The 14,372-nt window shown below is 68.0% G+C and carries 9 protein-coding genes; 3 read left to right on the forward strand and 6 right to left on the reverse strand.

Going from position 1 to position 14,372, the window contains the following annotated elements:
• Window positions 1–120 precede the first annotated feature (120 nt).
• Window positions 121–1,260: a hypothetical protein gene (locus tag ACV7JP_RS10025; RefSeq protein ID WP_457795542.1), complete on the reverse strand. Its 1,140-nt coding sequence runs from the start codon at window positions 1,258–1,260 to the stop codon at window positions 121–123.
• Between the two features lie 146 nt (window positions 1,261–1,406).
• A complete protein-coding gene (locus ACV7JP_RS10030) occupies window positions 1,407–2,651 on the reverse strand; it encodes an aminotransferase class I/II-fold pyridoxal phosphate-dependent enzyme (RefSeq protein WP_457795543.1) in 1,245 nt (414 codons plus the stop codon).
• A 253-nt stretch (window positions 2,652–2,904) separates the two neighbouring features.
• Between ACV7JP_RS10030 and ccmA the strand changes: the two genes are divergently transcribed.
• Window positions 2,905–3,522 (forward strand): heme ABC exporter ATP-binding protein CcmA, encoded by a 618-nt coding sequence (gene ccmA, locus ACV7JP_RS10035; RefSeq protein ID WP_457799061.1) that lies wholly within the window; start codon window positions 2,905–2,907, stop codon window positions 3,520–3,522.
• A complete protein-coding gene (ccmB, locus tag ACV7JP_RS10040; protein WP_457795544.1) occupies window positions 3,519–4,190 on the forward strand; it encodes a heme exporter protein CcmB in 672 nt (223 codons plus the stop codon). The genes ccmA and ccmB overlap by 4 nt, the downstream gene beginning before the upstream one ends.
• 287 nt (window positions 4,191–4,477) lie before the next feature.
• Here the strand turns inward: ccmB and ACV7JP_RS10045 are convergent, their stop codons facing one another.
• From ACV7JP_RS10045 to ACV7JP_RS10055, 3 genes are all read right to left on the reverse strand, one after another.
• Window positions 4,478–5,278: an enoyl-CoA hydratase gene (locus tag ACV7JP_RS10045; RefSeq protein ID WP_457795545.1), complete on the reverse strand. Its 801-nt coding sequence runs from the start codon at window positions 5,276–5,278 to the stop codon at window positions 4,478–4,480.
• 59 nt (window positions 5,279–5,337) lie between these two features.
• Window positions 5,338–7,746 (reverse strand): penicillin-binding protein 1A, encoded by a 2,409-nt coding sequence (locus ACV7JP_RS10050; protein ID WP_457795546.1) that lies wholly within the window; start codon window positions 7,744–7,746, stop codon window positions 5,338–5,340.
• Window positions 7,747–8,105: 359 nt separating this feature from the next.
• The gene (locus ACV7JP_RS10055; protein WP_457795547.1) at window positions 8,106–9,287 is read right to left on the reverse strand and encodes an N-acetylmuramoyl-L-alanine amidase; all 1,182 of its coding nucleotides are present in this window, start codon (window positions 9,285–9,287) and stop codon (window positions 8,106–8,108) included.
• A gap of 835 nt (window positions 9,288–10,122) precedes the next feature.
• Here ACV7JP_RS10055 and ACV7JP_RS10060 point away from each other — a divergent pair.
• The gene (locus ACV7JP_RS10060) at window positions 10,123–13,104 is read left to right on the forward strand and encodes an Rne/Rng family ribonuclease (RefSeq protein ID WP_457795548.1); all 2,982 of its coding nucleotides are present in this window, start codon (window positions 10,123–10,125) and stop codon (window positions 13,102–13,104) included.
• Between the two features lie 6 nt (window positions 13,105–13,110).
• On the opposite strand, the gene ACV7JP_RS10065 is transcribed toward ACV7JP_RS10060, so the two are convergent.
• Window positions 13,111–14,283, reverse strand: coding sequence for a pyridoxal phosphate-dependent aminotransferase (locus tag ACV7JP_RS10065; RefSeq protein ID WP_457795549.1), 1,173 nt, complete (start codon window positions 14,281–14,283; stop codon window positions 13,111–13,113).
• Window positions 14,284–14,372: the final 89 nt, after the last annotated feature.

Here is a 14,372-nt window from a genome sequence, read left to right on the forward strand (position 1 = left end):
GTCTCCGCCGCAGCGGCGCGGCTTTACCCCACCCGACCCCGCTTACGCGGGGCCACCCTCCCCGTAAAGGGGAGGGATTGGATCACGCCCAGCATTCACCCGATTGCCTCAAGCTTGCACTCAACGAAAACGCTTCTCGTAAATGCGGTGAACCTTGTCGACCCTGCCGCCGAACATCTCGATGGGCTTGCGCATCGCCAGATTGTCCTCGAGCACCCAGCCGGCTTCGAGCTGCTTGATCGAGGCGCTGGCGCCGCGGCGGCGCATTTCCTCGATCATGGCGAGAAGGATGGCGCCGCCCGTGGCGCTGTTTTGCAGCGCCTTGCGCGTGCCGAGCAGGACGATGCGCGCGGCGTTGAATTTGTGGCCGCGCATGCGCGAAATGAGCTTCGGCAGGCCGAAGGGGAAAAGCCGGCCGTCGAAGTCAGAGACGATTTCGAAGAGGTTGGGCAGCGCGATGACGAAGCTCTGCGGCTTGCCGTCGAGCTCCACCACGATGCCGAATTCGGGCGGCATGACGAGTTTCAGCGCGTCGGCGGTCGAATCGAATTCCGCCTTGGTGAAGGGGACGAAGCCCCAATTGCCGCTCCAGCCGTCGTTGAACAGCTCCTCCATCAGCGCCGTCTCGCCGGTCTTGAGCGCGGCCATGTTCAGCGGACGCAGCTTGAGGCGGTCGCGCCATTCCTTGCGGTTGGAGATGCGCGGCTTCTCGGAAAGGTCCTGCTCCGTGATGTCGTAGCGATAGGAGATGAGGTCCTTCGCCTTTTCGTAGCCCAGCGCCTCCAGACGCCGCGAGAGATAGGGCGGATGCCAGGGCATGAAGATCATGGGCGTCGCCTCGAAGCCCTCGACCAGCATGCCGCATTCGCCGTTGATCGTCGGCGAGAAGGGGCCGTTGACGCGCGTCGCGCCCTTGGCCCTCAGCCATTCCTCGGCGGCCTCGGTCAGGGCGCGCACGACCTCCAGGTCGTCCACGGCGTCGAGCGCGCCGAACTGCGCGGGGCTCGCGCCGACGGGCGTGATGTCCTTGTAGACATGCGCGGAAATGCGGCCGACCCATTCGCCGTCGCGCCGGGCGAGGAATTTCCGGTCCTCGACCAGTTTGTAATGCGGGTTGAGCATATGGGCGAAAAGCGTCCAGCGCTCGATGTCGAGCGGCGGCGCGAAGCCGGGCGCGCCCTTGTAGAGAAGGCGCGGCAGCTTGCAGAAGGTCGTAAAGCGCGAGAGCCCTGCGACCGGTACGATCTCGATTCGCGCCATGCTCAAATCCTTAAGCCTCCGGAGGGGCCACGCGAAAGCGTCATGATGACGCGGCCAGTTCTACTGAGCCATTCGTTCCGGCTCCGTCATTGCGAGGAGCGTAAGCGACGAAGCAATGACGGCCGGCGTCCGCTCTTGCGAAAAAATCACGCGGCGGCGCCGGCCATGGCGGCGGCCACGATGCGCTGCGCTTCCTCCGGCACGGGCGGCATGTCCCGCAGCGCCCGTATGACGCCGCGTATCTCCGCCTCCGTATGGTTCGCCGAGAAGAAGAAGCGCAGGCGGGGGCCGTCTTTCGGCACGCCGATCCGCACGACGGGCGGCACGTAAAAGCCCTTTTCGAGCAGATGCCGCGCGGCCCACATGGTCTCGAGGTCGCTTTCGAAGAGGATCGGCACGACGCCGCGTCCGATGGCCGGGCCGGTCGAGAAGCCGTTCTCATGCGCCACCTGCCGGAACAGCTCCGCGTTCTGCGCGAGCTTGCCGATGCGCCAGGTTTCTTCCTGCATGAGGGCGAGCGCGGCGCGCGCCGCCGCGAGGACGACGGGAGAAAAGCCGACGCTATAGACGAAGCCCGGCAGGGTGAAGCGGAACCAGTCGATCACCTGCTTCCTGGCGCAGATATAGCCGCCGCAGGAGGCGAGGCTCTTCGACAGCGTGCCGATGATGAGGTCGATACGCTGGGGATCGACGCCCTGATGCTCGGCGAGGCCGCGCCCCGTCGCGCCCAGAACGCCCAGCGAATGGGCCTCGTCGACCATCAGCCAGATCTTGTATTTGTCCTTGATTTCATAGAGCCGTGGCAGGTCGGCCGTGTCGCCGTCCATGCTGTAGACGCCTTCGACCACGACGAGGACGTTGCGATATTCCTCGCGGTGCCGGGCGAGCAGATGGTCGAGATGGTCCATGTCGTTATGGCGGAACTTGATGACATGGGCCGGCGCGCCCTCGGCGCCGTAGACGATGCTGTTATGCGCGAGCTCGTCGATGAAGATGGCGTCGCGCTTGCCGTTCATCAGATAGGAAATGGTCGTGACGTTCGAGAGATAGCCGGAGACGAGCGCCAGCGCGCTCTCCATGCCGATGAATTTGGCGATCTCCGCCTCGAATTGCTTATGCGTCGTGCGCTCGCCGCCCACGAGGCGCGACGCCAGCGCGCCGACGCCGAGCCCGTCGACCTCGCGCTTCGCCTCCTCGCGGATGCGCGGATGATTGGCGAGGCCGAGATAGTCGTAATTGGCGAAGCTGACGAAATGCGTTCCCTGCGCCTCGAAATCCGCCTTGAGCTTGTCGATCTGGGCGAAGAAGGGGTTGCTGAATTCGAGAAGGGCGTTGCCGGCGAAGCGGAATCTCCGCGAGGCGTAGTCTGGGAGGCTTCTGTGTCTCGTCACTGAACTCGCTGTCCCTGAATGCCGGGCGCGCCGCGCGCACTTGGTTTCACGACGAATCAAGGCGCCGCGATCGGACGCCCGAAATTGATCGCGTCCCTTATCACCCCAAGCCCCGGCGCGCCAGTGCGCCCGCCCGCCAGGCAGCCGTCGGGGGGAGCGGGGCCTCGCCTATGGCGCTCGAGGCCGGCTTTCTTTATTGGCTCATCCCATGGAAGAGACACCGCATCGGCCGCATGCCGACCGCCATTCCCCCCTGCGTCTGCGGGTGGAGAATCTCGCCGTGGCGCGCGGCGGCCGGCCCGTGCTGCAGGACGTGAGCTTTACTGTCGCCGGCGGCGAGGCGCTGGTCGTCACGGGCCGCAACGGCGTCGGCAAGTCGACGCTTTTGCGCGCCATCGCCGGCTTGCTGCCGCGCCTCGGGGGGACGGTGGCGCTGGAGGGCGCGGGCGAAGAGGCGGAGCTGCCACAGCAGGCGCATTACCTCGCCCATGCCGACGGCATGAAGGCGGCGCTCGCCGTCGAGGAGAATCTCGATTTCTGGTCCCGCTATCTGGCGCGGGAAGCCGACGGACGAAGCCGCTCCATCGGGGAGGCGCTGGCCGTCGTCGGCCTTTCCCATGCGCTGCGCGCGCCTTTCGGGGCGCTTTCCGCCGGCCAGAAGCGCCGGGCGGCGCTCGCAAGGCTTCTCGTCGCTTTCCGGCCGGTCTGGCTCCTCGACGAGCCCATGACGGCGCTGGACAAGGCCTCGCGCGAAAAATTCGCCGCCGCCATGCGCGACCATTGCGCGCTGGGCGGAATCATCGTCGCCGCGACCCATGAGTCGCTCGGGCTGGAGGAAGCGGGAGAGTTGGCCCTGGGAGGCGTGAAATGAGTTCGCCGATGGGCGCGCTTTTCCTGCGCGAATGGCGCATCGCCCGCCGCGTCGGCGGCTCCGGCGCGATGGGCGTCGTGTTCTTCCTCACCCTCGTGACCATCGTGCCTTTCGCGGTCGGTCCCGATCCGAATCTCCTGTCGCGCATCGGCCCGGCGATACTGTGGATCGCGGCGCTGCTCGCGAGCTTGCTCGCCTTCGACCGGCTGTTTCAAGCCGACGCCGAAGACGGCTCGCTCGACCTCCTACATCTCTCCGAGACGCCGCTGGAACTGGCGGTGCTCGTCAAATGCGCGGCCCATTGGGCGGCGACCGGCCTGCCGCTCATCGTCGCCGCGCCCTTTCTCGGGCTCATGCTGCAACAGGAGACGATGTCGCTTCTCGGCGTCGTCGCGACGCTTTTCGTCGGCACGCCGGCCTTGACGCTGATCGGCGCCATCGGCGCGGCGGCGACGGTGACGGTGCGGCGCGGCGGGCTGCTGATGGCGCTGCTCGTCCTGCCGCTGACGATCCCCGTGCTGATCTTCGGCGTCTCGGCCTCGGAAGCGGCGACGGGCGGGACCGTGCCCTTCCTGTCGCCCTTCTCGATCCTCTGCGCCATCACGCTCGCCGCATTGGCGCTATGCCCCTTCGCGGCGGCGGCGGCGCTGCGGCATTTGGGGGAGTGAGGGGGGCGCCTCGTCACGGCGAGAAATGAAAGCGACGAGGTGGTCCGGGAGTTGTGGCGTCGCGCGAGTCGTCTGAGATGCGTGTGGTCGCCTGCCCCTCACCCCGATTCTCTCCCCGCATAGAGCGTCTTTCGACGCCCTATGCGGGGAGAGGGAGGACCGCGCATTCCGTCGCCCCGCTTGCGGGGAGAGGGTTAGGGTGAGGGGCAGGCCGCAGTCACGAATCTATGGATCGCGGCGCTTCGCTCGCACTGATGGAAAGCGGCGCGGACTTTCCCATGCCGCTTTCACTCTCCCGCCCACGCCGGCCTGCGCTTTTCCAGAAACGCGGCCACGCCCTCCTTCGCGTCGTCGGCCAGCATGTTCTCCACCATGACCGCGCCCGCCAGCTCGTAAGCTTCCGCAAGCGGCTTCTCGCGCTGGGCGTAGAAGGCTTGTTTGCCGAAGCGGATCGCCTGTGGCGACTTGCGCGCGATCTCCTCCGCCAGCGCCTGCGCGCCCGCGCGGGCGCCGTCCGCCGAGATGCGGTTGACGAGGCCGATGCGCAGGGCCGCCTCGGCGCCGATCGGGACGCCCGTCAGCAGCATCTCCATCGCATGTTTGCGTGCGACGTTCCGTGAGAGCGCCACGGCCGGCGTCGAGCAGAAGAGGCCGATATCGACGCCCGGCGTGCAGAAGCGCGCGCGGGGGCCGGCGACGGCGAGATCGCAGCTCGCGACGAGCTGACAGCCGGCGGCGGTCGCCATCTCGTCCACCGCGGCGATGACGGGGACGGGCAGGCTCACGATCCGCCGCATCGCCGCCGAGCAGGCGCGCATCGTCTCCTCGAAGAAGGCGCGCCCAAGATCCGCGTCGTTGCGATGGGCCGTCAGCTCTTTGAGATCATGGCCGGCGCAGAAGGCCAGTCCCTCGGCCTGCAAGATGACGACGCGGATGTCCTCGCGCGCCGCCAGCCGATCCAGTTCGTCGGAAAGGGCGGCGAGCATGGCCAGCGACAGCGCGTTGCGCGCGGCCGGGCTGTTCAGGGTCAGCGTGGCGACGCGGTCCGAGTCGGAGGCGATGACGGGCGGGATGGCGGCGGGCGTCATAGAGTGAATATATCGCGAATGCGGCCGGGAACGCTTCCCCGGCCGCCAATTTCCTTCGCTCAGTAGAGCCCGCCCGTCCCTGTGCCGACCCGCTGGTCGACGTCGTGCTGGGTGTTGAGCTGCCGGGGACCGTCGCCGCCGCCGCCGCCGGAATAGGATTCGGGCGGCGCCGTGCCGGGCTTGAAGGCCCAGAGCTCGCCGCCATTGGCGCGCAGGCCGCTGCCCGGATTCACCGAGATCAGCTTGATGCCCGGCGGCACGCGGAAAGGCGTGTCGGGCTTGTCCTTCAGCGCGGCCGTCATGAAGTCGCGGAAGATCGGCGCGGCGAAGAGCGCGGCCTGGGCGTGGCTGCCCATGGAGCGCGGCCGGTCGTAGCCGATATAGACGCCGACGCAGAGATCCGGCGAAAAGCCGACGAACCAGAGGTCCTTGGCGTCGTTGGTCGTGCCCGTCTTGCCGGCGAGGTGCTTGCCCACCGATTTGATGGAGACGCCCGTGCCGCGCTGGATCACATGCTCCATGATGGAGGTGATCTGATAGGCGGTGAGCGGGTCGAGCACCTGCTCGCGCTTGTCGATCAGCTTGGGCTCGTTCTGATTGTCCCATTTCGCCAGGTCGCAACCCAGGCACTGGCGCTCGTCATGGCGGAAGATGGTCTTGCCCCAGCGGTCCTGCACGCGGTCGATCAGCGTCGGCTTGATGCGCTTGCCGCCATTCGCCAGCATGGAGTAGCCCGTGACCATCTTGAGCAAGGTCGTCTCGCCCGCGCCGAGCGAGAGCGAGAGATAGGGGCCCATATCGTCATAGACGCCGAAGCGCTTGGCGTATTCCGCGATGAGCGGCATGCCGACATCCTTGGCGAGGCGCACCGTCATCATGTTCTTGGAGTGCACGACGCCGTGATCCAGCGGATGCGCGCCCGTGCCGTGGCCGCCCTCGAAGTTTTCGGGCGTCCAGTAGCTGCCGTCCGCCTGCTGGATCGAGATCGGCTCGTCGAGGATGGAGGAGGACGGCGTATAGCCGTTGTCCAGCGCGGTGGCGTAGACGAAGGGCTTGAAGGAGGAGCCCGGCTGGCGCAGCGCCTGCGTTGCGCGGTTGAACTCCGACTGGTCGAAGGAGAAGCCGCCGACCATGGAGAAAACGCGGCCCGTATAGGGGTCCATCGCCACCATGGCGCCGGAGATGTCCGGAATCTGGCGCAGGCGGAAGCGGCCCGGATTGCCGGCCAGGGGCTCGACATAGATCACGTCGCCGGCGGTGAGCGCGCTGCGCGGGCTGCGGCCCGTCCAGCGCATGCCCTCGGCCGTGAGCAGGCCCGTCTCGCGCTCGCGCTCGACCTCGCCCGAGGCCTCGCGGCCGGGTTGCAGGCCGATGCGGGCGCCGGCCTCGCTCACGTCGAGAACGACGGCGAGACGCCAGGGCTTGATGTCGCCGAGCGCGGGAATATTGGCGAGCGGCGCGCCCCAGTCGGACGAGACGTCGATATGGTTCATGGCGCCGCGGAAGCCATGCGCCTCGTCGAAGCGCACCAGGCCGTCGGCCAGCGCCTTGCGCGTCCAGGCCTGCATCTTCGGATCGAGCGTCGTGCGGACCGACAGGCCGCCTTCATAGAGGCCCTTCTCCTTGTAGCGATCGAGCAGCTCGCGGCGCACCTCCTCGGCGAAATAGCCGGCGACGTAAGTGTTGGGCGAGAGCGCGCGCGGCGTGACGCCGAGCGGCTCGGCCTTGGCCTTTTCCGCCTCCTCATGCGTCACGACGCCGTCCGCCTCCATGCGGTCGATGACGTAGTTGCGGCGCTCGATGGCGCGCTCGCGATGCTGGAAGGGATGATAATTGTTCGGGCCTTTGGGCAGCGCCGCGAGATAGGCGGCCTCGGCGAGCGTCAGCTCGTTGACCGATTTGTTGAAATAGTTGAGCGCGGCGGCGGCGACGCCGTAATTGCCGAGGCCGAGATAGATCTCGTTGAGATAGAGCTCGAGGATGCGTTCCTTGGAATAGGCCGCCTCAATGCGGAAGGAGATCAGCGCCTCGCGGATCTTGCGGTCGATCGAGCGTTCGTTGCCGACGAGGAAGTTCTTGGCGACCTGCTGGGTGATGGTCGAGGCGCCCTGAACATGGCGGCCGCCCTGCGCGAGCACCATCAGCGCGCGGGTCACGCCCTCCGGATCGATGCCGTTATGCGTATAGAAGTTCTTGTCTTCCGCCGAGATGAAGGCCTGCTTCACCAGCGCGGGGATGGCGGCGCTCGGCAGGAAAAGGCGGCGCTCGCGGGAATATTCGGCGAGGATCGAGCCGTCATTGGCGTGGAGGCGCGTGGTGACGGGGGGCTCGTAGTTTCGAAGCTGCGCCGTGTCCGGCAGGTCTTTCGAATAATAGAAGACCAGCGCCGCGACCGCGACGGCGCCGATCAGGAAGACGATCGTGCCGGTTGCGAACACAAAGCCTAGAAACCTTGCGAGAAGTCGCATGAAACTCTTCCTCTCAGCGGGCGGGGAGGGCCCGTGGCTCGTCGCCTCGATCTATATGGCGCCGGCTCGCTCCGTTTCGCCAGGGAGCGGTCGGCCCGCGTCTGCGCGCCAAGACGCCGCCGGGTCGCCACGCGCTTGATTGCTTTTTTCCGGATGGGTCCAACTCGAAACGGAATACGCCCGAATTCGCCGATGGGCGCGGCTCTGCCTTAGCATCGCCCGCGCTCGCCAACCAGTGGCTTTTGGCCTATCGCCGCTCGCCGCCATAAAGGCCCGGCGCGGCGCGCCTTCGCTTCAAGTCGGAGATCGCGGGCCTCGCCCCATCTCCATAGCCACGTTAAATAATGCGATTTTGTGTTTTATTGTGGGCGTGGGGGCTGGCCCGGCGCGCGGGCCTCTCGCAGCCTGGCCGCGAAAAAGGCTTCGATCGCCTCGGCCGTCTTGCCGGCGGCGCGGTCGCGCCAATCGGGCGAAGTGAGGCGCGCCAGGTCCTTCTCGCTGGAGAGATAGCCGAGCTCCAGCAAAACCGACGGCATGTCATAGGATTTGAGCACGACGAAGCCGGCCGAGCGGGCCGGATTCTTGTTGAGGCTGCCGGCCTCCTTCCAGCGCGAGATCAGCGTCTGCGAAAACTGGGCGCTGAAGGCGCGGGTCTCGCGCTGGGTAAGCTCGAAGAGGATGTCGCCGACCTGCTCGACGTCTTCCTTCCTGTCGAGGCCCGCCGCCTGATCCGCGAGATTTTCCTTCTCGGCGATCCGGGCGGCTTCGGCGTCGGACGCCTTGTTCGAGACGGTGTAGACCGTCGCGCCTTCGACATGGCCTTCCGCCAATGTGTCCGCATGGATCGACAGGAAGAGCGCCGCATTGTTCTGATGGGCGACGCGGACCCGCTCGCTCAGCGGCAGGAAGACGTCCTCGCCGCGCGTGAGGACGGCCTTCAGCCTCCCGCCCGCCTCCACCTTGGCCGCCAGGGTCCGGGCGAATTCGAAGACGATGGCCTTCTCCTGCTCGCCATGCTTGCCGGTCGCGCCCATATCGACCCCGCCATGACCGGGATCGATGACGACGACCGGCTTGTCGGAGGCCACGGGCGCCGGCGCGGCGGCGGCCGGGGCCGGCTCAGCCTTCGCGATCGCGGCGGCGCTTTCCGCCGCCGCGGCGTTGAAATGGGCTTCCGACGTCGGCGCGATCTCCACGACGAGTCGGGCGCCGTCGCCCGTCGCTTCGCACTCGGCCCGCACGATCCGGGCCGGCGCCGAGAGATCGACGACGACGCGCGAACGACCGGGCGCGAACTGACCGTAACGATATGATTTGATGAGCTTCGAGCCCGCCGGCGCGCGACCCTCGCGGGGGTCGATCCGGAAGGCGACCTCGGGAAGGTCCACAAGGACGCGGGCGGGATTGGCCACCACATGGGCCGCGGGCTTCACCGCGCCCGTCAACTCGAAGACGAGCCGCGAATGGTCCGGGAGCGTCTCGACGCGGCTCGCGACGGCGGAGACCGCCGCGGGCTCGGCCGCGCGGACGGCCACGCTCACAGCCAAAGCCGACCCAGCCAAGGCCAGCCCGGAAATGAGCGCGCCGGCCGCCCGGCGCGGTCCGGGGCGCGAAATCCGACGGAAGAAAGGCTGCGGCATGGCCAAGGTCTCGCGAAATCGCGTCAATGCGCGTCGATGTTATAAACTATTTTGTAAGCGCGTCTCTTAAGGGAACGTTAGCTTCCACACACGCGTCGGCCGGATTTTGTTCCCGCTGCACTTTTGGCGCGAAACGCCGCAGCGGCCGCGCTTGCGCGTTTCGCGGGCGCCCGCTATGAAGGACCTGCGCTCTGTGGGAGTCCGCTGGCGCAGCCCGAAGGCGCAAGCGCGCCTTGCCGATCGGGCCAGCGAACTTCCAGGATGGGCTGACGTCTTCCGTCATGCGCGGCCTCAGGGCCGGTATGGCGCATACTCGCCGCCTCCGGGCGTCGCGAAAGGTTTTTTGACGATCTCATGGCCGGGACCATGATATGCGCAGCAGCGAAGGTTCGCCTCGCCCGGTTCGTCCGCGCGATGCGGCCGCGCTCACTTCGCGCGCCTCCTGGTTCCTTCCTCGGCGGCCGCGACGCTGACAATGGTCGCGCCTTCGATCGTCATCTTATTCCGCTGGCCGTCTCAAGACCCGACCTCAACGGGCGTGGGGCGGCCGGCTCAGGCGATCTGTCCGCCGGCGGTCGCGCCGGCCAGTGCGTTCGAGGCCCCAGGCCTTTCCCCCTATCACCGACAACTTGCGTTCGCGCTTTCGCGCGGCGCCGAACAGCGGTCGCCGCGTCCCTGACGGGATGGCGGCGCGCCCCGCCGGCCGCCGCGCGCGCGACGCCCCAAAGAGTCCCCCATGGCCAACAAAATGCTCATCGACGCCTCCCACCCGGAGGAAACCCGGGTGGTGGTGCTACGCGGTAACCGCGTTCAGGAATTCGACTTCGAGGCCGCCGACAAGAAACCGCTTCGCGGCAATATCTATCTCGCCAAGGTCACGCGCGTGGAGCCCTCGCTCCAGGCCGCTTTTGTCGATTACGGCGGCAACCGGCACGGTTTCCTGGCCTTCGCCGAAATTCATCCGGACTACTATCAGATTCCCGTGGCCGACCGTCAGGCGCTGCTCGAGGAAGAGAGCCGCGCCCATCGCGAGCACGAGGAGGAGGAGCACCGCCCGCATGGCGGCGGCGGCCGGCGCCGCTCGCGCCGCCGTCAGCATGAAGGGGCCGAGAAGCGCGCCATGGCCGACGAGGCCGTGGTCAGCGAGCCCATTGACGTCGAGGCCCTGATCGAGGCCGCCGACGAGGGCGTTTCGGCCGGGCATGTCGAGGAGGAAGCGATCGCCGAGCGCGCCGTCGAGGCCGCGCCGGAAGCGCCCGCCACGGAAGCCGCCGCGCCGGCCGGCGCCGAGGCCGAAGCCGGGGATGACGCCGCGCCGGCGGCCGAGGAGCCGCATCACACCATTTCCGTCGATCCGTCGGGCTTCGGCTCCGTCGAGGAGGGCGCGGCCGAGGAGTTTTCGGAAGAGGCGCCGGCTCCCGACCATGAGCTGAAGGCGCGCCGCCAGGACGAGCGCGACGAAGAGCGCGAGCGCGCCCGCGAAGAGGCGGCCGAGGAAGGCCCCGAGGCCGTAGAGGAAGGCGAGGAAGAGGAGGCCGTCGAGGCCCGCGCCCCCTCTCATGAGGACTCGCCTGACGAGGATCACGACGACGAGGAGCATGACGAGGAAGAGCATGTCGAGCACATTGGCGGCGACGCCATGGACGAGGCGCCCTTCCGCGTGGTGCGTCCGCGCCGCCAGTACAAGATCCAGGAAGTGATCAAGCGCCGCCAGGTGCTGCTCGTCCAGGTCGTGAAGGAGGAGCGCGGCAATAAGGGCGCCGCGCTCACCACCTATCTTTCGCTCGCCGGCCGCTATTCCGTGCTGATGCCCAACACGGCGCGCGGCGGCGGCATCTCCCGCAAGATCACCGACGGCGCCGACCGCAAGCGCCTCAAGGAAATCGTCCACGATCTCGAAGTGCCGGAGGGGATGGGCGTCATTCTGCGCACCGCCGGCGCGACGCGCACCAAGGCCGAGGTCAAGCGCGATTTCGAATATTTGCTGCGGCTCTGGGAGAGCGTGCGCGAGCTGACGCTGCGCTCCTCGGCGCCGACCCTCGTCTATGAGGAAGGCTCGCTCATCAAGCGCGCCATTCGCGACCTTTACGGCCGCGACGTCGAGGAGATCGTCGTCTCCGGCGAGGACGCCTATCGCGAGGCCAAGGACTTCATGCGCATGCTCATGCCGAGCCATGCGAAGAACGTGAAGCAGCATCGCGAGCCCGCGCCGATCTTCGCGGAAGCGGGGGTCGAGGCGCAGCTCGACGCGATGTTCTCCAATCACGTCACGCTGAAGTCCGGCGGCTATCTGGTCATCAACCAGACCGAGGCGCTGGTCGCGATCGACGTGAATTCGGGCCGCTCGACCCGCGAGCATAATATCGAAGACACGGCGTTGCGCACCAATCTCGAGGCGGCGGATGAAGTCGCCCGCCAGCTCCGCCTGCGCGACCTCGCCGGCCTCATCGTCGTCGATTTCATCGACATGGAGGAAAGCCGCAACAACCGCGCCGTCGAGCGGCGGCTCAAGGACGCGCTCAAGAACGACCGCGCCCGCATCCAGGTCGGCCGCATCTCGCATTTCGGCCTTCTGGAAATGTCGCGCCAGCGCATCCGCGCCGGCGTCGTCGAAGGCTCGACCGTGCCCTGTCCGCATTGCGCGGGCGCCGGCCATGTGCGCTCCACCGCCTCCATCGCTTTGCATGTGCTGCGCGTGCTGGAGGAGGCGCTGCTCAAGAGCGCGTCGCATGACGTGACGCTGCGCACCCGCGCCGTGGTCGCCCTCTACATCCTCAACCAGAAGCGCGCGCATCTGCAGGCGCTGGAGAACCGCTTCGGCGTCCACATCACCGTCGCCGCCGACGACACGCTGACCGGGGCGAATTATCACGCGCTGGAGCGCGGCGAACTCGCCTCCGGCCCGCGCGTCTCCACGGCGCCGGCCCCGCTGCGCGTCGATTCGGTCCGCGCCGAGCCTCTGGAGGAAGAGAGCCCCGAGGAGCTGCTCGCCGAGGATGAGATCGCCGATGGCGGCGAGGAGGAGGAGGCGAGCGCCGGCGGCCGCCGCGAGCCGCGCCGCTTCAATGGCGGCGAGGAAGGCGAGGACGGCGCGCCGCGCTCGCGCCGCCGCCGCCGCCGCCGGGGCCGTGGCGGCGGTCAGAACGGCAATGGCGAGCTGATGGCGCCCGAGGCGGAGCAGCCCTCCGACGAAGGCCTCGCCGTTATGGCGGCGATCGAGGGGCAGCCCGCGCCTCGCGAGCCGCGCGTCGGCCGAGGCCGCGGCCCGGGCCGCTGGCGCCGTTCCGCGCCGCTTCCTGATGAGTTCCGCGACCCTTCCGCGCTCTTCCCGGCCGACGAAGGCGCGCAGGAACTCGAAGGCTTGGTTTCGCCGCGCGAGGCGCATATGCCGGACTTCGCGCCTGACGCCGAAGGCCCCGCCGTCGAGACGGCCGCGCCGGAGACGCCGATCGTCAGCCAGGCGCCGACGCCGGAGGAGGCCGAAACGGTAGCGGCGGCTCCGCCCGCCGCTGTCGAAGCGGAAGCGCCGAGCGCCGAGCCGACCGAGGCCGAGCCGGCGGCGGCGGAGGCCGCGCCCGAACCGGCCGCCATCGAGCCGGTCGAGTCCGGGCGGGCGCCCGCGCGCAAGCCGACCGAAGTGGTCATCACCCAGGCCGATCCGACCGCGCCGAAGAAGGGCGGCTGGTGGCAAAAGGTGCGCACGCCCTTCGGCCAGTAGGAGAGATCAGCGCCGGGGCTGGGCCGACAGCCATGCCCCGAGCCGCGCGGCCCCTTCCGCGACATCCGCCTCCGCGCCCGCATAGGAAAGGCGGATCGTCGTCGCGCCGCGCCTCGGATCGAAATCGAGGCCGGGAGTCGCCGCGACTCCGGCCTCGTTGAGCAGGCGTTTGCAGAAATCCATCGAGTCGGCCGTGAAGGCCGAGATATCGGCATAGATGTAGAAGGCGCCGTCGGGCGGCGCGAATCTATCGAGCCCCATGGCCGGCAGGCGCTCGAGCAGCAGCGCGCGGCTGCGCGCATAGCCGGCGCGGATTTCCTCCAGCTCTTCCGTCGCGTCGAACGCCGCGAGCGCCGCGCGTTGCGAGATGGTCGGCGCGCAGATCGCGAGCGACTGCTGCAGGCGCTCCAGCGGACGCATGAGCGATTCCGGCGCGACGAGCCAGCCGAGCCGCCAGCCGGTCATGGCGTAATATTTGGAAAAGGAGTTCACGACGATGGCGTTTTGCGTGAAGCGCAAAGCCGTTTCGGCCGGGGCGCCATATTCGAGCCCGTGATAGATCTCATCCGAGACGAAGGCGATCCCGGCCGCGTCGCAGAAGGCGCAGATGCGCGCGAGCTCTTCCTTCTCGATCACCGCTCCGGTCGGATTCGCCGGGCTCATGAACAAGGCGCCGTCGAGTTTCTTCTCGCGATGGGCGGCTTCCAGCATGGCGGCGGTGGGCGCAAAGCGCGTCTCCGGCCCGACTTCGAGTGGAACGGCCTCGATCCCCAGCGACGAGAGAATATTGGCGTAGGCCGGATAGCCCGGCGCCGTGACGGCGATGCGGGCGCCGGCGTCGAAGGCGGCGAGAAGCGCCAGCGTGAAGCCGCCGGAGGAGCCGGTCGTGACGATGATCCGGTCGGGCGGGAGCGCCACATCATGACGGGCGGCGTAGTGCGCGGCGATTCTTTCGCGCAGGCGCAGATCGCCCATCGCCTCGCCATAGCCGAGTCTCCCCTCCCGCAACGCCGCTTCCGCCGCCACCCGCACGAGCCGGGGGGCGGGCGCGCCTGGCTCGCCGAGCTCCATATGTACGATATGCCGCCCGGCGCGCTCCAGCGCCCTGGCCTCGCGCAAAGCGTCCATCGCCATGAAGGGGGCGACGGCGGAGCGATCGGAGGGATGCAGAGGGGGCATTACGCGGCTTCCGGACTGGTAAGATTCAAGCGTTATCACGATAGTCTGTAATGCAGCCGCGTATGCGGCGCGAGTTTCTTCCGGGTCTG

This window comes from Methylocystis sp. S23, assembly GCF_054106005.1.